The sequence below is a fragment of the Brakhagea baltica genome (genome assembly GCF_052161605.1).
Lineage (GTDB): Bacteria > Planctomycetota > Planctomycetia > Pirellulales > Pirellulaceae > JBKCUI01.
On sequence record NZ_CP197409.1, the window covers coordinates 4,354,335 to 4,373,980 of the forward strand.

Sequence of the window (19,646 nt, forward strand, 5' to 3'; positions counted from 1 at the left end):
ATTTAAAGGACATCATCATTCTCCCATTGTTCGATAAGCGAACGAATCTTGGCGGTGACACGACTTCTGGCTATGTAGACCGCTCCACGGGATAGCCCTAGTTCATGGGCGACCAACTCAATATCTTCATCGAGAACGGCGGTTCGCCAAAAGGCATCCCAGGTTTCCTTCTGAACCGACTCTCGTACTTGAATGGCAGCGAGCCGAAACATCTCGCGACGGTAATCTTGCAGAGCATCCGCATCGACTGTGGATCGATCCGACAAATCGTAGAGTAGATTCCACTCTGCCGTTCGGCCGGTCGCCTTGTCGCGGCGATGTTTGCTCACATGATTTACCAATTGGTTGCGAGCGATGCGAAAGAGCCAGGATCGGAATTTGCCTTGTTCTGGATTCGGCTGCCATCGCTCGACCGCTTTCGCGACGGCGATGAAGACGTTCTGGGCGACCTCGAGAGCATCGGCTTCTTGCAAGCCTCGTCGCCGAGCGAATCGAAAGACGAGCGGTTCGTAAATTTCGAGAAACTCTTTCCATGCACCAGAGTCTGACATTTTCGGCAGACGCAGAATGAGACTTTCTCGCGTCTCTGGGTTCGCTGGCATCCTCGTTTCCTCTTGGTGCGATAAGGTATCAAGCCATTGGCATAATGCTGCCATTTCAAGAACAGCTCGGTCATCGTGACTATTGTCCGCTGTCCTTACCCTCTTCCACAACCGAGGTAACAGAATCTTTCAGGCAAAACAGCTCGATTTCGAAAATAAGGATCAGAAATGCCAGCAATCACTCGAGACTATGTGGTAGTGATTATGTGGTAGTGGCCGAGGCAACGAGGCCATCAAGCAAGCGGCAGATAGCACCCTGGTCGTAGGGACTTGGAATACCAGGGAATTCGCAAGCATCTCCCGTGATGCAGGAATTCTGGCGAATCCCACTACCCGAAACCCAAAAACCGCCAAGTGCCTTAGCGGACAACCCCGCGAACCAAGAATTAAGCACCCGCTCTCACAAACCGGCGGCGGTATGAGGTTCAAAGGTGGTGCGGGCGGCGTGCTCGGCATCCTTGATGGCTTGGACTGCGTTTTCGTAGAGATGCTTTTGGACTCGAAACTTTGGTTGGCCCGAAGCAGGTTCAATGCGCTGGTATTTTCCGTCGGGCTGCAAGTACCACGCGTTTTGATTGTCCTTAAAGTAGCCCTCGAGCAAGCCAGTCAATCGGAGCTTGGAGGTCTTTTCTTCGATCGGAACAAGCAGCTCAACTCTTCGATCAAAGGACCGACTCATCCAGTCCGCGCTGCTGATAAAGACCTTGTCATCTCCACCGTGATAGAAATAGAGGACGCGAGCGTGCTCCAGGAATCGATCGACAATGCTCACGACGGAAATGTTTTCGCTCAGTCCAGGCACTCCGGGACGCAAACAGCAAATGCCGCGAACGTTCAAGCGAATCACCACTCCTGCTTGGCTAGCTTCATAAAGTGCCTCGATTATTTCAGGGTCGACGAGAGCGTTGATCTTGGCTGCGATGTAAGCTTTCTGTCCCAGTTTGCGATTCGAGGTTTCTGCTCGAATGAGAGAGAGTAATTTCTTTCTTAAACCCAACGGTGCCGAATCGAGTTGTTCGTAGGGCAATGGCTGGCTATACCCGGTGATGGCATTGATAAACGAGCTCGCATCGCGACCGAGTGACTCGTTGCATGTTAGATAGCTCACATCGCTATAAAGCCGTGCCGTTGATTCGTTATAGTTTCCAGTGCCAAAGTGAACATAGCGCACAATACCTGAAGCTTCGCGTCGAACGACGATGCACACCTTGGCATGGGTCTTTAGCCCTCGCACGCCATAGATGACTTGGACACCGGCTTTTTCTAACTCCCGAGCCCATTCGATATTGCGTTGCTCATCGAAGCGAGCTTTCAGTTCAACGATCGCCGTTACATATTTGCCACGCTCGGCTGCATTCTTGAGAGCCCGCACGATAGGACTATTTCGACTCGTGCGATATAAGACCTGTTTGATCGCGAGAACATCAGGATCCGCAGACGCTTCTTCAATAAAGCGAACGACAGGCTCGAAGCTTTCATAAGGATGGCTTAGCAAGATGTCCTTGTCCGCGATCTGCGAAAACATGCTCTTGGTTGGATCGATCGCAGGGGATCGCTGCGATGACCAAGGAGAATCTCTAAGGCCGGGAAAGCCCTCGATGTCGGCGAGATACATCATGCTAGAGAGATCGAGCGGGCCAGGAATCCTGAATACGTCTCGGTCGATTAGCTCAAGATGCTTTTTAAGGAATTCGATCGTAATCTCGGATGCTTGCGCCGAAATTTCTAATCTCACAAAATCAGCAGATCGCCGCCAATCTAGCACCTCCTCCATGCCGTGCATCAAATCGGCTGCACTATCCTCGCGGACAGACATGTCCGCATTTCGGGTGACTCGAAACGCCACGCATTCTTCGATTCGCTTGCCTGGATAATATTGATCCATAAACTCAGAGACAACATCCTCCAGCAAAGCGTAGCTATAGCCTTTGTCGCGAGGCAACGTGATGAATCGTGAAAGGACTCGTCCGAGAGGAACAACGGCAAACCGATGAGGGTGGTCTGAATCACCGCTCGACATTCGAACACTTAGGTGCAACCCTAGGTTCGCTAGGACCGGGAACTCGCCAGCCGGGTCGATATCCATCGGGGAGACGACTGGATAGATGTTTTCGTGAAAGAATCGCGACAGGGTTTCTCGATGCCGGGCGGATGCGGACTTTACGAGAACGTGCTCGATCCCCTCGGCTGAAAGTGTGGGTTCGACTTGTTCTAGAAAGCATGTGTACTGATCTCGAATGATCTGGTTTACACGCTCATAGATGAGTTGTAGCTGCTCGTTCGGAGTTAGGCCGCTGAAATCTTTTTGGTGAAGTCCTTTGGACTCTTGGATTTGCAGTCCCCCGACCCGCACCATGAAGAACTCATCCATATTGCTAGCTGTGATGGCTAGGAATTTGAGTCGCTCCAGAACGGGGATCTTTTGGTACAGAGCCTGATCCAGGACGCGTTGATTAAATTCCAGCCAGCTAAGTTCGCGATTGATGAACGTGGATTTCGTCTGCATTGCTCAACCGATAAAAACATGATTCCATAAAAAAACCCGAGGGAAAAGCCTCGGGTCGCCGTGAACCAGTCGCCCCGAAATCGGGGGATGTGCACAAAATCTACCGCTTGGAGAACTGAACGCCTCGGCGCGCACCGCGTAGACCGTACTTCTTTCGTTCCTTCATTCGGGAATCCCGAGTTAGGAAGCCATTCTCTCTCAAAGGAATAAAGTGTTCCTCGTTGAGGCCAACCAATGCCCGAGCAAGTCCCATTCGAACCGCCCCAGCTTGGCTATTCACGCCGCCACCCGCTACCCGAACGAAAACGTCAACGCTCTCTCGGCTGCCAACGTGGTCGAGAGTCTCAAGCACTTGTCGGCGTTCCGAGTCGTTCAAGAAATACTTCTCGAACTCTCGGTCATTGACGGTGATTTTACCAGTACCTGGTCGAACGCGAACCCGGGCTACTGCGGTCTTACGACGTCCGGTGCCAAGGCAGTCACCACTAACTTTATCTTTTTTGACTGAAACCATTTGATGACTCTAAAATATGTACCAAGTAACGTTATTCGGAGATTGAATCCGCAGGCAATTAGCTGACGTGTTTGCCAAATGGTGCCGGGATAGGATTTTGTGCCTGGTGGGGATGCTCAGGTCCTGCATAAACCTTTAGTTTATCCAGCATGTGTCGGGCCAAAGCGTTCTTTGGAAGCATTCGCTTGACGGCCATCTTCACCAAATCGGTTGGCTTACGTTCGAGTCGCTCGGCATAGCTTTCCATCTTTTGACGATGATATCCGTTATACCACGCATAGTGGCGAACGTGCAGCTTGTTGCCGGTCATTACGACCTTTTCTGCATTGATCACGATGACAAATTCGCCAGTGTCCACATGCGGGGTGTACTCAGGGCGATGTTTTCCCATCAAAACCATTGCTACATCGCTAGCCAAACGGCCAAGGATGCAGTCTGTCGCATCGACGACATACCACTTTTGTGGGACAGAATGAGGCTTTGCGACGTAAGTTTTAGGTTGTGCTACCATTATGCTAAATCCGATAGGTGGAGTATTTCCGCTCTCGCCCGAATCCCAATGCTACAAACAATTTCCAGGAATTAAAGGTGCGAGAGTATATCGGCGGGCTTCATCGTTCACAAGGGCTTTCTCTCGGAGTTTTTCCAACCTTTTGGCATCCTTTTGGATTGCAAAACCCCCAAAACACGGGCAAATAGGGTGTATCGGGTTTTGATTTCCCCGGTATAACCAACTTTTTACGATTTGAAGAAACCTTTGCCCGATCCAGATTGCCTGGTTGTCACAGTCTTCGCTATAGTTACCCACCGCTATAGTTACGCATGTAGTGATCACTACGGGTTTACGAAGCTGTTGTTTTTTTGCGATGTCGCTTTGAGGGTTACCAAGTGCTGGATTTGAAAGAGCTGCAAGCTCCCTACCACCCACCATCCACCAATCTCGTTGACGCTTTGCGGTACTGGGCCAACATCTTTCCGAATAAGGTGGCCTTCTACTATAGCGACGGCGAGACGGACAGTGAGCAGTCCCTTACCTATGCGGAGCTGGACCACGCGGCCCGGGCGATTGCGATCAAGATCCTGGAGAAGCACAAGCCGGGATCGCGCGGTTTGATGATGTATCCGCCGTGCCTCGAATTCGTGACCGGCTTTTTCGGTTGCTTGTATGCGGGTTGCATAGCGGTGCCGGCATTCCCGCCACGACGGAGCCGCAAAGGGGCGCGGATTTTGGGAATTGCCCAGGATTGCCGCGCCGCGTTTGCCCTAACCACCGCGGACACTCTCGAGCAGATTGTCAAGGACGATGCGACCAAGGCCGAGACGGGAGCGATGGATTTGATCGCGTCCGACAGCGTGGAACTTTCTACGGCGATCCAGTTTCAGGAACTGCCGATCAACCCGGATGATTTGGCAGTATTGCAGTACACCTCTGGCTCGACGGGGCAACCTAAGGGGGTGATGCTCACTCACAGCAATTTGGTCCGAAACTGCATGATGATTTCGGCCTTGTTTCGCAACAATCACAACGATCGAGGGGTGAGCTGGTTGCCGACTTACCACGATATGGGGCTCGTCGGCGGGGTTCTGTCCCCTGTTTATATGTCAGCCACCATGACTCTGATGAGTCCCATGGCATTCATGCAACGCCCCGTTCGCTGGCTAAATGCAATTACCAAGTACAATGCGACCGTGAGTGGTGGCCCCAATTTTGCCTACCAATTGTGTGTGGACAAAGTGAAAGAGGAGGAGCTAGAGGCTCTCGATCTATCATCGTGGGCTCTCGCGTTTAACGGTGCTGAACCCGTCCGAGCGAGCACGCTGGAGATGTTCAGCAAGAAGTTTGCTAGATGCGGATTCCGACATGAAAGCCACTTCCCTTGCTATGGCATGGCTGAGACCACCCTTATCGTTACGGGGGGCCCCGCGCCTGAACCACCCGTCATTCGGACCTTTGATAGTCGCAAACTCGACGCCCGATTGGTTGCACCGGTTGCGGCAGATGCTCCTGATGCTCGAGGCATGGTCGGATGCGGCGAGCCAACAGCCGACGAGCGAGTCGTCATCGTGGACACTCAGTCCCGACGCATGCTCGGGCCGGATCATATCGGAGAGATTTGGGTCCAAAGTCATAGCGTCGGCCAAGGTTACTGGGAAAAGCCAGAACAAACCGAGTCGACCTTTAAGGCGGTTACCGTTGATGGGCAAGGCCCCTTTTTACGGACAGGAGATCTCGGGTTCTGGAGTCATGGCCAGCTCTATGTCGCAGGTCGCGTCAAGGATCTTATTATCGTTCGTGGGGTCAATCGCTACCCGCAAGACATCGAGGAGACGGTTGAGCAATGCCATGAGTCGATCTCGTCCTCGGCCGCTGCTGCGTTCGCCGACGACTCTGGGCCGCGCGAGCGACTGATCATCGCGGTCGAGGTGCAACGATCTCTCGAAGCAGACTGGGCACCTGTCGTGCTGGCGATTCGCCGGGCCGTAACGCAAATCCACGAACTCCCTCCCGATGCCGTCGTTCTGGTTCGAGCTGGCTCGCTACCAAAGACCTCATCAGGCAAAATTCAACGACACGCGTGTTTAAAGGGTTTTCGAGAAGGAACCCTCCGCGTTATTCACCAATGGCTTTCTTGGGACGACAAGCTACCTGAGCAGTCGCCGATGATCGCCGCAGCGACCGTGGACGACCTCAAGTCGGGATTCAATAGAGTCGAGTCGAAGAAGACCAAAGATCCCGATCCCGAAGTCGTCGAGCTTGTTCGGCACGCCGTTAAAGCGGTAGCTCAAGAACGAGCCAAGCTGCTCGATCTAGATACGAACATTATTGTCGACCTCGGCTTGGACAGCCTGGAACGATTGCAGATCGCGCATACACTCGAAAATGCAGTCGGCGGTCGATTCCCTGAAGAGGTTTTGCAAGAAATCGAGACGGTTCGCGAAATCGCCGAAGCGATCGAAACCAACTTTGGCAAGGAACGCATCTCGACCAACGCTATCGCTGCCAAGTCCACGGAACCCGAGGAGCGCGAAGTTTCCGCCGAAGACTACCGGTTTGAATTGCTACCCGAATATCGTAGGCTCAAGCAGACGATGACGCAGTTTGAACTAACCGGTGTACCGAACCCTTACTTTAGCGTTCACGAACGAGTTACTCGCGATACCACCATGGTTCAAGGACGCGAGCTGATCAGTTTTGCGAGCTACAACTACCTAGGCATGAGTGGTGATCCAACCGTAACCGAATCGGTGATTCATGCTGTTCAAAAGTATGGTACGAGCGTTTCCGCATCACGTTTGGTAAGTGGCGAGAAAGATATTCACCGAGAGCTCGAATCCGAGCTGGCCAAGTGGATTGGAGTCGAGGACTCGATCGTCTTGGTGGGTGGCCACTCGACCAATGAAACTGTCATTGGGCATTTGGTCGGGCAGAACGATCTAATTCTACACGACGGTCTATCCCACAATAGCATCGTCCAAGGTGCGATGCTCTCGGGAGCCCGCCGAAGAGCCTTTCAGCACAACAGCTACGAAGCCTTAGATGAGGCCCTTCAGGAGCTTCGCAATCGCTATCGTCGCGTGCTTGTTATCGTCGAAGGTGTCTACAGCATGGACGGCGACTACCCCGACTTGCCCAAATTCATCGAAGTTTGCAAACGTCACAAATGCTGGTTGATGGTAGACGAAGCGCACTCGATTGGAACCATGGGGCCACATGGTCGCGGAATCGGCGAACACTACGGAATCAATCCGAAGGATGTTGATATCTGGATGGGAACCCTCAGCAAATCGTTTGGTTCATGTGGCGGTTACATCGCTGGGACCAAAGAGCTCGTCGAATACCTCAAGTACACGACGCCGGGCTTCGTCTTTAGCGTGGGATTGTCACCGACCAATACCGCTGCGGCTTTGGCATCGCTCAAGGTGCTCGCGGACGAACCACATCGGGTGTCGCGACTTCATGAAGCCTCAAATTTGTTCCTGAACGAAGCCAAGAAACGGGGACTCAATACTGGCAAGAGTGGCAACACTCCCGTCGTGCCAGTCATTACAGGAAACTCGCTTCACGCGTTGCTGTTGAGTCGCCGAATGAATGAGTCAGGTGTTAATGTGCAGCCCATTTTGTATCCCGCAGTCGAAGAGTCTGCGGCCCGGTTGCGATTCTTCATCAACACGACCCATTCCAACCAGCAGATTTTGTATACGGTGGAAAAATGCGCTGACCATTTGAGGGCCATCGCTCCCGAATACTTTAACGTTCCTCAGGCGGAGCTTCGTAGCGTCGGTTCCATGTGACAAACTGAAGTTTAACGAGTTGACGTTCCGCCTGTAATCCTCTCCCCCTACTTGGCGAAGGGAACTGTCCTATGAGTCGTGCCTTGTTGGTTATCGATGTACAAATGGAGTACTTTACCGGTGCTCTTCCCATTACTTATCCGCTGCAGCATCTAGAGCACATTCTGGAAGCCTTTGATGCAGCGGCAAAGGCAGACGTGCCGATCGCTGTGATTCAGCATCATCAGCCCGCACCCGATTCCCCGATCTTTCGCAAAGGGGCGCCCGAGTGGGAGCTGCATCCCGAAATTGCGTCTCGAGATTGTGACATACATATTGAAAAGCAGTTGCCTGGATCGTTCACCGATACACCACTCGAGGATTGGCTCCAGTTGCATCGGATCAAAACGATCGCTATCGCAGGTTACATGACGCACATTTGCTGCGACACGACTGCTCGACAAGCCGTGCATCAAGGATACAAGGTCGAGTTTCTATCAGACGCGACCGGTACATTGGATCTCGACAATGCAGCCGGGCAAGTCAACGCGGAGGAGTTGCAGCGAGCTTTTCTTTGTGCTCAGCAGATGATGTTCAGCGAAGTTCTATCTACCAAAGACTGGATCGCCCGAATCTCTGCACAAATAAGCGGTTAGCCATCAAAGGTGAAGCGTTGCGGGGCAGCTCGTGTTGAAGGGGGAATGCTAGGGGTAGGACTGCTCCCCGGCACCTCGAACGAATGCGACGCTTTCGAATTGTTTCCTTTGACTTTGACCGTCTTCATTTGTGAAGCGGGCATAATCTCGCGGATCCTTTGGCTCAGAATGGCAGCATCGTACCATGTGAAAGACAGATCGGGATCCGCTGCGAATCGTCCAAGCATACGCAGCGTATCGGTGCGATTCTCTTCGTCGAACATGAATATGTACTGTTCTTCGCCGCGAACTAACGCAACGACATTGACCTCGCTACTCATCGAGCGATTCCTCCGTGCCCGTGGTTGTGCCGAGTCACAGTGCCTTGTGACTCAGGTCGCAACGGTGCCTGAGGTTGCGACTAACGCACGTATCGGTAGATTGGCCAGCGGACATTCAGACGACTTTTGAGTTGTCCACCGCGACTTCCCAGCGTTTCGACGACGTGCAGATGGCAGCAGAAACGTATAAAGTCTTCGCTGCGTTGGAGATACGTCTGCCAGCCTCCTGTCCGCGCGTCGTCACTAAAGTAATAATAGTCTTCAAGTGCTTGCGTGAAATCTTCGTCATTTCCGTTATAAGCCTTCATATGTGAAATCACAGCATCGTATTGAGGGCGCAACGTGGGACGTTTTGGCTGCGGGCGTGGCGGAATGAACCCATTCGGATCGGGCCAATCCGCCGGTAACTCTTCACCAAACATCCCAGACGTTTCGCTATCGAGTGCACCCACCATGGCGATTTCTGTGGGTATAGGAGCTGGCTCTTCGATTTCCATGCCGGACGATGTCCCTACTTCTATTACAGTAGGTCCCTCAGAATAGCTAGCAGTCTTAACCGTTTCTGATTTCGTTCGAGGCAACAGGATTCTTGATGAGGCAATCTTGCTATCAATTGGTGCAGAATTCGCTGTCTTTTCATCGATTGGATCGGCAGGCACCTGCTCCGGCGCATCATTTTGCTTAGCGGGCGAGGGTAGTTCGGATTCCGACGAGTTATTTGGTGCACGTTCCGAGTGTGGGGACCGGGGACTCGGCTGGGGAGGGGCGATGCCCGAGCCAACCTCTTCCATCAATGGAGTCTGCGTTGTAATCTGGGCACGTGCTAGCTCTCGTTCAGCCTCGAGTTTGACCCAGTTCGGAATATTCTTTTCCTCTTTGGTACCCCAGGGTAGACCGTAGCCGACCGGGATCGGATGGAAACCAGGATTAGCCGCATACCAGTTCACCTTGAGGGTCATCCTCGGAGGATAATACGCGTGGTAGTCGGTGATGGCACCTTGCAACACGGCATCGGCACCTATCATACGAGCGAAGTTCTGGAAGTCTTCGGTGGTGGAAATAGGTCGCTTAATCACATGCATTTCGAAGTAAGCGAGTTGCGTTTCCACCACGCCGACCGGAAGCACCTCGAAGCCCGGTATGGTCTGCAATTCGTTGTAGTATGCTAGCGAAACACGCATCCCACTGAGGCTAGGCTCCTGGCTCTGGTTGCGAAATGGGAGTACGGCGAGAACGCCGAGTTCGGGAAACGGATTGTGGTACTGCGGTTTTGTTTTAATGTCCGGAAAGATGCTGCAGCCCGAAACGCAAAGAATCGGGATGAGAAGCAGAATGACAAGCAGGCGCCATCTCGTCACTCCTGGACACTGCGACGGCAGTGGGGAATCATTCGTTTGATGCTGCGTATTCATGTTCATGGGGAAGCCGAGTTCGCTGGCGGCGCACGCCATCTGTTGGCTAAGCAGGCACGTTGCCCAGCCATACGGCAGTGCGCCATTTCCCCCTTTTGGCACATCGTTGTTATCGGAACAGCATGACTTTTGCGTTGAATCAATCCGCTTGAAATAACCGATTTCACCAAAAAAGTCTGCCTGATCCGAATAAGTTAACTTTCCCCAGGGGAGTTAGTCGATGAAGACAACAGCGCTGCAGCTTTTGCCAAAGTGCGATGGTCAACTCGTTTTGACAGCATTACCTATGAAAAATGACGGCGACATGGGACGTTTGGATGACAACACCTTTATCTTGGTTGGGCGTCGGTATATCGGCGACTCCATTCGCTCTGAAGACCGTGGGGGAAATGAGTCAGTCGCTGACTCAAGCCTTTGGCAGTTTTCTCAAGGGCGACGAATCGAAAGTCAATGGCCCATCGGAGGACGTGATGTCGGCACTGTCCCCCGCAAGCGACCAGCCAGCTAACAACGAGTTTACTCAACTGGCATCTCAACTTTCCGAGTGGTTGAAATCCAAAGGGAAGGAGTTAGGTGTCTCCATTGCCGAACTCGCGATCCGACTCGAGGTTCACCAAGACCAGTCTCTGCACGTGACAGGCCCAGAGCCTTTAAAGTCGGAGCTAGATTCTTACTTAGCGAAAGACCCGGAGTTAGTCCAGAAGCTTCGTAGTGTCGCAATGAGGCACACCTCTCCCTTGGCTTGGCTACCGGGGATTCATGCTGGGGCGATGATGACCATGCAGCTACCCGAAAATAGCTAATCACGATTCGAACCGATCGCAGGCCTGTTCGACAAAAGCTCTATGTCACGAACGCTTTAGGATGTACACGACGTCCTCTGTCATCGAATCAATTTCGATGGGCTCATCTATGTCGTACTGAAAATCGTACGCCTCCTCAATCTGCCACTCAGGCACCTTTTTCAGCATGTTGGCAAATTGACGATAGGTGTAGCTTCTTAGCTCCAAGCAATCGTCGATGCGAGTGACTCCACTCGGCTTGTAGATATCGAACCGCAAGTTGTAGCGTTCCATTCGATTCTTTCGATCCTTGTCACGAGGCCACATCGAAGTGTTGATAACGAGGTTGCCACGGCGAGCACTCCAGTGCTCTTCGTCCGTTTGTGTTCCTTCGAGTGGGGTCAAGTGAAAGCCGAGAGCGTAGATCCCGCCAGGGCGAATGGCTTCTGCCATGGCTCGAAAATGAGCTACGGTTTGCTTTTCGGTTGCCAGATGCCGAAAGGAGTTAATCGTATTGAAGGCGGCGTCGTATTTCTTTTTAACATGAAAGTCGCACATGTCGGCGACGAAGGCCGATTCCTTGAATCCATGCTTGGCGAGTCGCTTGTTACAGAAATCGATTGCTTTCGAATTGAGATCGAGTCCCGCTGCGTCATACCCCGCTTTAGCCATCCGGAAAAGGAGTCGTCCTGTGCCACAGGCGGGTTCGAGAACTCGCCGCGTCTTCTTGGTAACATGCTTTGCAAAAGCGGCTTCGAGAAACTTAAACTCCGCGACCCAATCGCTTGCGAAGATCAAGTCGTAATAACTCGGGTGGTTGTAAATGCTGTCGACGACCGTTTCCATGCTGATTCATCCGCCTGTCGTATTTAGTCTGCTACTTCACTAGTTGCAGAATGAGAGGATACTTCCAGAACTCTCCATTGTTTGCCTTGATCGCTCCGACAATCGGGTACACGACTCCCATTACCATCAGGCCTAGCGCGACAAAGATTCCAATTAAGACAAAGGTCAACACAAAGGCTACAAGACCGTAAATCAGCATCGAGATAAGAAAGTTGAGCACCATTTTTCCGTGCTGATCTAGGTCAGGAAACTCATCCTTTTTCAATTGCCAAATGAGGATTGGGGCAATCAACCCACCAAACGGAATGACGTATCCTAAGAAAACGGATAGGTGCAACAACATCGCCCAGGTACGTGACTCCATGATTGCCTTTCGAGATAAGAGTAAGAGTAGGAAAGAATGAGCAAAGCAAATCGATTTCGAAAACCGCTCCTCATCTTTTTTACCATTCCCGGCCCTTAGTGGGTAGGGTAGGTGTGGGTAGATCGATGCAATCTATTGCGGCAAGCAATTCGGTTCAAAACGAACGTCTTACGGCGATCACGCTCAAATCGTCGGGCTTGCAAGGCGAATCCCCCTGTCCTCTCATGCGGGCGGTGGCCGCATCCGTGAGAATCTGAAGCGAGGTGGCGAGGCGGCCTTTACGCATCATCTCTATGACCTCTTTATCTAAAAGATTGTCGAATAATCCATCGCTCGCAATGATGAGAGTATCGCGGCAGGCCATTTCCAAGCATGGGCCGATCTCCATCCGCATCTCTTGATAGCCGAGGAAATTCGAGATAACGTGGCGGTCGTCGTGCCTGATGGCTTGCTCAGGTGCCAGCAGTCCTGCTTCGACTGCGAATCCAACAGGGGAGTGGCTAACCGATTGATAACGAAGCTTCCCTCGATTGCTGATCAAAAGCAACTGGGAGTCCCCAACGTGATAAGTCCGGACCCAACCCTTCTGGAACTCGGCAACCGCGATGGTGCAGGCTGCACCGATTTTGAGTTCTTGGATCAGACGGTTGGCCTGGTCGATGCCGTCCATGATCGCGAGCCGGAGATTGGATCGATCTGGATCTCTGACAACGGATTCTGCGAGGCATCTAATCGCGAGGGATGCCGCGATTTCCCCTCCGCGCTGACCTCCGCATCCGTCCGCTACGGCAAATACAGCGGTCTCCTCGTCCAGCGGGATCACCACGGTCGCATCTTCGTTCGGGGTTTCTTTTTCGGGGGAGCGTTGAGAGAATACAGATGCTACCCAACACGAGCGAGCCAGAGACGTAACCGCCCCCTGTTCCTGTTGAAATAGAAAATGATTCTCTGTCGCTGAGGACATAAGGCTAACTACACCCAAAATGTGCCGACTCGTTTTTGACTTGCCATAATGTGCCAACCCCAGCCGGTCGATGGCGGAGGTCCTCAAATGTAAGGAAAGTTCAAAACATAACGCTCGAAACTGTGAAAATCCGTAGCAAATAGCCTTGGATACCTGACGGATTTTACCAGATCTTCCGGTTTGGGAGGAGGTTTTCTGAGGAAGGGCCTTGTGTTTACCCCCCTACCAGAGGGGTGTGTGGGATGGAGCTTGCGTTAGCTTTATCGTCTAGTTTGGGTGGCTGGGATTCGGCTTGTGGCGCCACGATCCCTTGCGAAATGCATTCTATCATCGCGTAAACAGCCAGTTCGTCCCAGGTCTTGCCTGCTTCCTTGCATAGGATCGACTCGGCTTTCTCCGACGGCATGCCTTTCCGGTAGGGACGATCGCTGGTCATGGCATCGTACGCATCCGCTACCGCTATGATCCGTCCCGCGAGCGGAATGAGTTCACCGGTTAATCCGTGCGGATAGCCTTTGCCGTTGACCGCTTCGTGGTGGTGCATAACACCGGGCAGGACGTACTCAATCGGTTTCAGGTGCTGCAGGATGTGGTAGCCGATTTCTGGGTGCTTTTTGATTATCTCAAACTCTTCGTCGCTCAATTTGTCCGGTTTGCTCAGGATGGAATCGGGTATTCCGATCTTTCCGACGTCATGCAACAACCCTGTGAGATAGATTTGTTCACACTGCTCAGAGTCAAGCCCCATCTGCTGAGCGATAGCCTTAGAATATGCAGCCACACGATCGCTATGACCGCAGGTGTACTGATCCTTTGCATCGATTGCATTGATGATTGCTCGGATCACCCCCGTAACTAATTGCTCTTGCTCCCGAAACAGTTCCGAGTTCGCAGCGTGCGAAGAGAGTACAGTTCCCAGGCTAGCAAGTAACCCTGCTTCAAAAGTCCCGAACTGAAATCCGTTGGGGTCAATCATCAGAAACTGCTCCGGTGATTGACAAAAAAAGTCGACCTCTTTGTTCAACGCTACGAGGTAACCGTAAACTTTGCTGTTGCTCTCGAGCCGAGTAAAGATGCAATTTCTGAAAGCAGGGAATCCATCGAATATACCAACTGAAGATTGCGTATTGAAAACAGACGTCAGCCCTCGAGCGTAGGTGTTGCAGCGGTTTACGAAAGTAACGAGTTGGTCTATCTGTAAGTCAAGCGTCCCCGATGATGAGATTCTGGCTTGATTCTCGGGACTAGGGTCAACGATGGCTTCTATAGGTATCAAGCCAATGAATTCCGCCTCGATAACTTGCCTTAATTTCGGCAATTGGACCGACACAAGTTCGTCAATACTCTGCTTGAAGGTTGCATTTCCGATCTGCAGTGCAACCGAACGTAGCCATGTCAACTCCTCAAAGTCCTTGGTGACTTGCTTGACAAATTCCATTTGCTGGTTTTTTTGTTTTTGCAGTTCTTCGCGGGAGGATTCGTAATTCCAGGTTGTAGCAGCCAGTCGTGCGAACAAGTCATGAGAGAACTCATTTGAGCTGTTCACATCACAAAGGAAGACACATCCGTAAGTAGGAAGACTGCCAACAAAAATTTGGCAGTAATCTAACGATTGGGCTTCTAGTGGTTTAAGCTGGAAGGGGGGCGTGGAGTCCGGATCATAGTTGTAGTCCGATATATGATTGAGTCTAGCAAGGCATTCTGAGAGCCGCGAGGGAAGCGGATTCGACGGTGCAATGACTTGCCATTTACCAGAGTCGAACCACCTAAAAACCGAAACTTCTATTCCTTCTACTTCCTGTATGCTCTGAGTCCAGCGACGGACGGTCGCTAAATCACGGCTGGAAAGGTTGGCTTGTCGGAGTGGTTTCATAGATAACGATTATTCATTTTTTATTCATTGTTCTCAGGCTGCGAGTTAAAAACTAGCTTGTTCATATCTAGCCTACAAATATCCGTTGCGATTGCCATAAATCCAAAAAACTAATCAAAAATGGATCGGTCAGATTTGCTTCTTCGTAATGTAAGACCTACTGTTGCAGGCCCTTAATTGGCAAACCATCTCTTCCAACTATGTTACCATTCCTGAACATTGAACCATCTTGCTCTTCGAGGCATCACATCCTGGTGGTGGAGGATAGTCTCGTGCTCGGTGAGGTTCTGAGATTTAACTTGGAGCAAGAAGGGTTTGAAGTCACTTGGGCATGCAATGGTAGAGAGGCAGTTGATCTGTTTCTCCAAGGTCCCTTTGACCTGGTCGTGACCGATTACGAAATGCCGATCCTAAACGGTGAGCAACTTTGCGATCACCTTCGAAACGAGTTCTTAAGTGACATACCGATCGTCATGTGCACGGCCAAGGGGATGGAGTTAGATCTCCATAAACTTGCTGCCAAGTATGATGTGAAAGCTCTGCTGCAAAAGCCGTTCAGCGTCTCGGAGCTGGCAGAACTCATTCGAGACCTTCTCGCGACACGAGAGCCCGTTTAGTCGCAATCCTTGATCGACCTGCTAGAATGCTGTGATGTTGAATTCTTCGCACCACTTCTAGGATCGATCTATGCGAGCAAATTTATCGATACGTTTTTCTAAGCTGGGGTTTGTATGGCCCTTGATGAGCATCGCTTGTTGTTTTGCTTTCTTCGTGGGCTGCGATCCAGTCCGACCTGCGTCGGGTGGAAAGAAGCAAGCCTCGCAGAGTCTGAACTCGGATCAAGCTGAAAAGGCAAAAGAGATACTGGGTGGTTCTGGCTCTGCCGGAATGACAAAGGTGAAGCTGTTGCTGAACTGGTACCCAGAGGCCGAACATGGTGGCTTTTATGCTGCCAAGGTGGCTGGCGTCTACGAGAAGTACGGGTTGGATGTTGAAATCGTTCCAGGAGGAAAAACGACCGTCGTCCCTCAGGAACTCGTTCTTGGCCGAGTGCAATTTGGTATCGGAAATGCGGATGATGTCCTGATCGCTAGAAACCAAGACATCGACCTTGTCGCCCTCATGGCCCCCATCCAAGATGGCCCACGCTGCATCATCACGCGAAAGGATTCCGGAATCGATTCGTTTGACAAGCTCAAGAATGTGAAACTCCAGATCGATTCCACTCGGCCCTACGTTCCCTTCCTTAAAAGTAAAGGGCTTATCGGCGAAGGGGTTGAGGTCGTGCCCTATTTTGGGTCTGTGGCACAGGTCGTCTCGGACAAGAACTTTGCTTGCCAGGGGTACAACTTTAGTGAGCCATTTATGGCGAGGCAGCAAGGAGTCGACGTCAATGAATTGATGATGTCTGCCATCGGCTACAATCCTTATGCCAGCTTGCTGATCACCACATCTAAGATTGTCAAATCCGATGAAGAGGTCTGTCGCAGAATGGTCCAAGCGAGTATCGAAGGCTGGAAAATCTATCTCGACTCGCCTGATGAGGCGAACAAAGTGATCCTCAGCCAGAATAAGCAGGGATTGGAGAAAGACGCGTTGGATTACGGAGTCGCTGCACTCAAGGCACTGTGTATACCCGAATCAAAAGAGGAATCGATCATTGGAGACATGACCCCCGATCGCTGGGAGGATCTCTATAACACTTTGTCCGAACTCAAGATTATCAACCCTCAAAAGGTTGACCTGCCCAGCGTTTATTCGCTGCAGTTCTTGACCGTTCAGCCATGAGAGACAACCAGTTGTTCGCTCTGTTAATCGCGATGGCTAATGATATTTGCTAATATAGAGCTGCATTTAAACAAAAAACCCAGCAAATTGCTGGGTTTCTGTTGACTTGATGGGGGGCTGTGATGCCCTACCCAATGCCCCCGCAAGGACTCGAACCTTGGACCCGATGATTAAGAGTCATCTGCTCTACCAACTGAGCTACAAGGGCAATTCAAACGCTAAGAAAATCTCTGATTCCTCCGCATTGAGAGAGGTGACCAGCGGTATTTCCTTGACGCGGGCTATACTTTAGCCACCACGGAACTGCTGACAAGCCCAACTAATGGGTGAGTTTTCGGCAACTTTTTGCAGATCATCTCAATTTTCTTCAATCCGCTGTTGACCAACCTATGGGGAATTGCCGATACTTTAGGCAATCTATAGCGGCGTGGCAATATGGTTACAGCACGCCGGATAGGCCGTGTCGTATGGAAAGTCCGCCCTCCTCACTAAAAGGTTCCGGGGAGCGGATGTGTGTTTTTCTTGATTAGTGAGAGGACTTGGCAATCGAACGCGATCGCATTCAAACGAGAGTAAACAATCAAATCCGTATTTCCCCAATACGAGTGATTGGTCCTGATGGCACGCAATATGGCGTCATCCCCACCGAAGAAGCTCTAAATCGTGCTCGTGATGCGGGACTGGATTTGGTTGAGGTGGCTCCTAACGAGAAACCACCCGTATGCCGAATCATGGATTTCGGCAAATATAAATACGAAAAGAGCAAGAAATCCGGTCAGAAGACTCACCAGACGAAAACAAAGGAAATCCGTCTCAGGCCGAAGACCGGTGACCATGATGTCGAAACCAAGGTTCGACAGGCGATCGGCTTTTTAAAGAACAAAGATAAAGTCCAGGTCTCGGTTATCTTTCGGGGCCGGGAAATGGCTCACGTAGACGAAGGTCGTAAAGTGATGGAGCATGTCTTGCAACTTCTTGCAGAACACTCCAAGCTTGAGCAACCGCCTCTGCAGCAAGGTAAGCGGATGATGGCCACGGTCGGTCCCAAGTAAGAGATAGGTTCACAAGACATGAGGCTTGTTCGTTTTTCGCGGCCAGATGATTCAACCGGTATTGGATTGCAAGTACCCTATGGCATCCAAGACTTGACGCTCGCAGACCCAAGTCTGCCGCAATCGATGGTGGAAATGATCGATCGCTGGAAAACGGTTCAGCCGCGAGTCCTTAGCCTTGCTAAGAAGCTTGGGGCAACCGATCAGGATGTTCGCTTGTTGTGCCCGATCGATACCCCTCGCAAAATTCTATGCATTGGTCTCAACTACCGAGACCATGCCATCGAAACCAAATCGCCGATTCCCGATGAACCGATCGTTTTTTGTAAGATGCCCACAGCGATGATCGGGCCGAACGATCCTATCTTACTACCCAAGGTTAGCATGTCGGTGGACTACGAAGCGGAATTGGTAGTCGTGATCGGCAAATCGATGAAAGATGTTACTCCCGAAGAGGCGGCTGACGGGATATTTGGTTATAGCGTTGGGCATGACGTGTCGGCTCGCGATTGGCAAAAAGACAAACCGGGCAAGCAATGGTTTCTCGGCAAATCCTTTGATACATTCGCTCCTCTGGGACCGTCAATCGTTACTACTGACGAGGTTAACGATGTGTCGAATCTTCGGGTTCAGTGCCGCATCAATGGTGAAACGCTACAAGACTCCACCACGAAAGAACTGATTTTTAGTCCGGTGCAGCTCATATCCTATATTTCGCAAGTCATGACGCTGGAGCCTGGCGATGTTATCTACACCGGTACGCCGCCGGGGGTCGGAGTCGCACGCACACCACCTCGATTCCTAGCTGATGGTGATTTGGTGGAGATCGAAATCGAATCCCTCGGGGTGCTCGTAAACCCAGTCCGCTCCGCCCCAGCGTAGCTGACCATTTTTAATCGTAAGAGAGACAGCTCTGAGGTAGGGTTGCTCTCTCTCAATCGCCTATGCTCCGGCATCGAGCGAGCGACCTTGTTACCGGCCTGTTTCAATGATCCTGGTTTGCACTGGCCAGTGCTGTGGAACGCCAGCCACCAAGTCAAGAGTCTCCGGTTTGGTGGGGTGGCGGAATTGCAGCCTGCGACAATGCAATGCAACCCCGGGGCTAAAACCAAGTCGCGAACCGTACTTGACGTCTCCCGCAATCGGGTTCCCGATCGCTGAGAATTGTGCTCGGATTTGGTGCTTGCGACCGGTGATCAGTTCGATCTCGAGCCAAGTGTTCTGTTGCGTTAATCTCGTCGAAGATTGGTCATTTCTGATCGAACCTAGAACTCGATACTCCAAAATCGCTTGCTGGGCGTGAGCGGTACTCGAGGTGGCAACGCGAGTTACGGTGTCTGCTTCTCGCCGGACTAGCCAATGCTCGAGGCGACCGCACGCTTCAGGGGTGTCTCCCTCGACGATGGCCCAATACGTTTTCCTCATCTCCCTGTTGCGAATCTGTTCACTGAGTCGGCTCGCTGCTTTGCTGGTACGAGCCAGCGGTACCAAGCCCGATACGGGGCCATCAAGTCGACTAACGACTCCGACGTAGACGTTACCTGGCTTGTTGTACTTTTGCTTTAGGTACGTTCTTGCTTTCTCGAGCAAGCTGTCTTGATCGGCTTGAGCCCCTTGGACAATCCAGCCCGTAGGCTTGTTGACTACAAGGAGGTGATTGTCTTCAAAAACGATTTCCATCGAATTGCCTGGCGA

At 51.6% G+C, this 19,646-nt stretch carries 19 protein-coding genes and 1 tRNA gene; 8 read left to right on the top strand and 12 right to left on the bottom strand.

Going from position 1 to position 19,646, the window contains the following annotated elements; genetic code table 11:
• Positions 1-2 precede the first annotated feature (2 nt).
• The 4 genes from SH449x_RS16650 to rplM form a co-directional block, all read right to left on the bottom strand.
• Positions 3-602 carry an RNA polymerase sigma factor gene (locus SH449x_RS16650; protein WP_482377203.1) on the bottom strand — a complete coding sequence of 200 codons (600 nt, stop codon included), beginning with the start codon at positions 600-602 and terminating at the stop codon, positions 3-5.
• A 400-nt stretch (positions 603-1,002) separates the two neighbouring features.
• On the bottom strand, positions 1,003-3,108 hold the full coding sequence (ppk1, locus tag SH449x_RS16655) for a polyphosphate kinase 1 (RefSeq protein WP_482377204.1): 2,106 nt from the start codon (positions 3,106-3,108) through the stop codon (positions 1,003-1,005).
• 100 nt (positions 3,109-3,208) lie between these two features.
• A complete protein-coding gene (rpsI, locus tag SH449x_RS16660) occupies positions 3,209-3,622 on the bottom strand; it encodes a 30S ribosomal protein S9 (RefSeq protein WP_482377205.1) in 414 nt (137 codons plus the stop codon).
• A gap of 58 nt (positions 3,623-3,680) precedes the next feature.
• Positions 3,681-4,133, bottom strand: a complete 453-nt coding sequence (rplM, locus tag SH449x_RS16665) for a 50S ribosomal protein L13 (RefSeq protein ID WP_482377206.1) — start codon at positions 4,131-4,133, stop codon at positions 3,681-3,683.
• A 377-nt stretch (positions 4,134-4,510) separates the two neighbouring features.
• Here rplM and SH449x_RS16670 point away from each other — a divergent pair, with 377 nt between their 5' ends.
• Entirely contained in the window at positions 4,511-7,915 is a 3,405-nt protein-coding gene (locus tag SH449x_RS16670; protein WP_482377207.1) for an aminotransferase class I/II-fold pyridoxal phosphate-dependent enzyme, read from the top strand.
• A gap of 71 nt (positions 7,916-7,986) precedes the next feature.
• Positions 7,987-8,550 carry a cysteine hydrolase family protein gene (locus SH449x_RS16675; protein ID WP_482377208.1) on the top strand — a complete coding sequence of 188 codons (564 nt, stop codon included), beginning with the start codon at positions 7,987-7,989 and terminating at the stop codon, positions 8,548-8,550.
• On the opposite strand, the gene SH449x_RS16680 is transcribed toward SH449x_RS16675, so the two are convergent.
• Together SH449x_RS16680 and SH449x_RS16685 are read right to left on the bottom strand one after the other, a co-directional pair.
• Positions 8,547-8,870: a hypothetical protein gene (locus SH449x_RS16680; protein ID WP_482377209.1), complete on the bottom strand. Its 324-nt coding sequence runs from the start codon at positions 8,868-8,870 to the stop codon at positions 8,547-8,549. The two genes, SH449x_RS16675 and SH449x_RS16680, sit on opposite strands and share 4 nt — an antisense overlap.
• A gap of 80 nt (positions 8,871-8,950) precedes the next feature.
• Positions 8,951-10,228, bottom strand: coding sequence for a hypothetical protein (locus tag SH449x_RS16685; protein WP_482377210.1), 1,278 nt, complete (start codon positions 10,226-10,228; stop codon positions 8,951-8,953).
• A gap of 274 nt (positions 10,229-10,502) precedes the next feature.
• Between SH449x_RS16685 and SH449x_RS16690 the strand changes: the two genes are divergently transcribed.
• Both SH449x_RS16690 and SH449x_RS16695 read left to right on the top strand, forming a co-directional pair.
• Positions 10,503-10,790, top strand: coding sequence for a hypothetical protein (locus tag SH449x_RS16690; protein ID WP_482377211.1), 288 nt, complete (start codon positions 10,503-10,505; stop codon positions 10,788-10,790).
• Positions 10,753-11,085 (top strand): hypothetical protein, encoded by a 333-nt coding sequence (locus tag SH449x_RS16695; RefSeq protein WP_482377212.1) that lies wholly within the window; start codon positions 10,753-10,755, stop codon positions 11,083-11,085. Before SH449x_RS16690 ends, SH449x_RS16695 begins: the two co-directional genes overlap by 38 nt.
• Positions 11,086-11,130: 45 nt before the next feature.
• On the opposite strand, the gene SH449x_RS16700 is transcribed toward SH449x_RS16695, so the two are convergent.
• The 4 genes from SH449x_RS16700 to SH449x_RS16715 all read right to left on the bottom strand — a co-directional run bounded on the left by SH449x_RS16700 (position 11,131) and on the right by SH449x_RS16715 (position 15,111).
• Complete coding sequence (locus tag SH449x_RS16700) at positions 11,131-11,910, bottom strand: class I SAM-dependent methyltransferase (RefSeq protein WP_482377213.1); 780 nt, start codon at positions 11,908-11,910, stop codon at positions 11,131-11,133.
• A gap of 31 nt (positions 11,911-11,941) precedes the next feature.
• Complete coding sequence (locus tag SH449x_RS16705) at positions 11,942-12,274, bottom strand: DUF4870 domain-containing protein (protein WP_482377214.1); 333 nt, start codon at positions 12,272-12,274, stop codon at positions 11,942-11,944.
• A gap of 154 nt (positions 12,275-12,428) precedes the next feature.
• Positions 12,429-13,238 (bottom strand): PP2C family protein-serine/threonine phosphatase, encoded by an 810-nt coding sequence (locus SH449x_RS16710; protein WP_482377215.1) that lies wholly within the window; start codon positions 13,236-13,238, stop codon positions 12,429-12,431.
• 214 nt (positions 13,239-13,452) lie between these two features.
• Positions 13,453-15,111 (bottom strand): HD-GYP domain-containing protein, encoded by a 1,659-nt coding sequence (locus SH449x_RS16715; protein WP_482377216.1) that lies wholly within the window; start codon positions 15,109-15,111, stop codon positions 13,453-13,455.
• A 200-nt stretch (positions 15,112-15,311) separates the two neighbouring features.
• Between SH449x_RS16715 and SH449x_RS16720 the strand changes: the two genes are divergently transcribed.
• Both SH449x_RS16720 and SH449x_RS16725 read left to right on the top strand, forming a co-directional pair.
• Complete coding sequence (locus SH449x_RS16720) at positions 15,312-15,728, top strand: response regulator (protein WP_482377217.1); 417 nt, start codon at positions 15,312-15,314, stop codon at positions 15,726-15,728.
• Positions 15,729-15,798: 70 nt separating this feature from the next.
• Positions 15,799-16,899, top strand: coding sequence for an ABC transporter substrate-binding protein (locus SH449x_RS16725; protein ID WP_482377218.1), 1,101 nt, complete (start codon positions 15,799-15,801; stop codon positions 16,897-16,899).
• A 135-nt stretch (positions 16,900-17,034) separates the two neighbouring features.
• Here SH449x_RS16725 and SH449x_RS16730 read toward each other — a convergent pair.
• Positions 17,035-17,107 (bottom strand) — tRNA-Lys (locus SH449x_RS16730).
• 331 nt (positions 17,108-17,438) lie between these two features.
• On the opposite strand from SH449x_RS16730, the gene infC reads away from it, so the two are divergent.
• A complete protein-coding gene (gene infC / locus SH449x_RS16735) occupies positions 17,439-17,951 on the top strand; it encodes a translation initiation factor IF-3 (RefSeq protein ID WP_482377219.1) in 513 nt (170 codons plus the stop codon).
• Positions 17,952-17,969: 18 nt separating this feature from the next.
• Positions 17,970-18,833: a fumarylacetoacetate hydrolase family protein gene (locus SH449x_RS16740; protein ID WP_482377220.1), complete on the top strand. Its 864-nt coding sequence runs from the start codon at positions 17,970-17,972 to the stop codon at positions 18,831-18,833.
• Positions 18,834-18,923: 90 nt separating this feature from the next.
• Here SH449x_RS16740 and SH449x_RS16745 read toward each other — a convergent pair whose 3' ends face one another.
• The gene (locus SH449x_RS16745) at positions 18,924-19,631 is read right to left on the bottom strand and encodes an RluA family pseudouridine synthase (protein WP_482377221.1); all 708 of its coding nucleotides are present in this window, start codon (positions 19,629-19,631) and stop codon (positions 18,924-18,926) included.
• Positions 19,632-19,646: the final 15 nt, after the last annotated feature.

Bases quoted from the DNA above. Each gene is read 5' to 3' on its own strand.
- SH449x_RS16650 (WP_482377203.1), bottom strand. From the start codon at position 602: ATGCCAGCGAACCCAGAGACGCGAGAAAGTCTCATTCTGCGTCTGCCG.
- ppk1 (WP_482377204.1), bottom strand. From the start codon at position 3,108: ATGCAGACGAAATCCACGTTCATCAATCGCGAACTTAGCTGGCTGGAA.
- rpsI (WP_482377205.1), bottom strand. From the start codon at position 3,622: ATGGTTTCAGTCAAAAAAGATAAAGTTAGTGGTGACTGCCTTGGCACC.
- rplM (WP_482377206.1), bottom strand. From the start codon at position 4,133: ATGGTAGCACAACCTAAAACTTACGTCGCAAAGCCTCATTCTGTCCCA.
- SH449x_RS16675 (WP_482377208.1), top strand. From the start codon at position 7,987: ATGAGTCGTGCCTTGTTGGTTATCGATGTACAAATGGAGTACTTTACC.
- SH449x_RS16680 (WP_482377209.1), bottom strand. From the start codon at position 8,870: ATGAGTAGCGAGGTCAATGTCGTTGCGTTAGTTCGCGGCGAAGAACAG.
- SH449x_RS16690 (WP_482377211.1), top strand. From the start codon at position 10,503: ATGAAGACAACAGCGCTGCAGCTTTTGCCAAAGTGCGATGGTCAACTC.
- SH449x_RS16695 (WP_482377212.1), top strand. From the start codon at position 10,753: ATGTCGGCACTGTCCCCCGCAAGCGACCAGCCAGCTAACAACGAGTTT.
- SH449x_RS16700 (WP_482377213.1), bottom strand. From the start codon at position 11,910: ATGGAAACGGTCGTCGACAGCATTTACAACCACCCGAGTTATTACGAC.
- SH449x_RS16705 (WP_482377214.1), bottom strand. From the start codon at position 12,274: ATGGAGTCACGTACCTGGGCGATGTTGTTGCACCTATCCGTTTTCTTA.
- SH449x_RS16710 (WP_482377215.1), bottom strand. From the start codon at position 13,238: ATGTCCTCAGCGACAGAGAATCATTTTCTATTTCAACAGGAACAGGGG.
- SH449x_RS16715 (WP_482377216.1), bottom strand. From the start codon at position 15,111: ATGAAACCACTCCGACAAGCCAACCTTTCCAGCCGTGATTTAGCGACC.
- SH449x_RS16720 (WP_482377217.1), top strand. From the start codon at position 15,312: ATGTTACCATTCCTGAACATTGAACCATCTTGCTCTTCGAGGCATCAC.
- SH449x_RS16725 (WP_482377218.1), top strand. From the start codon at position 15,799: ATGCGAGCAAATTTATCGATACGTTTTTCTAAGCTGGGGTTTGTATGG.
- SH449x_RS16740 (WP_482377220.1), top strand. From the start codon at position 17,970: ATGAGGCTTGTTCGTTTTTCGCGGCCAGATGATTCAACCGGTATTGGA.
- SH449x_RS16745 (WP_482377221.1), bottom strand. From the start codon at position 19,631: ATGGAAATCGTTTTTGAAGACAATCACCTCCTTGTAGTCAACAAGCCT.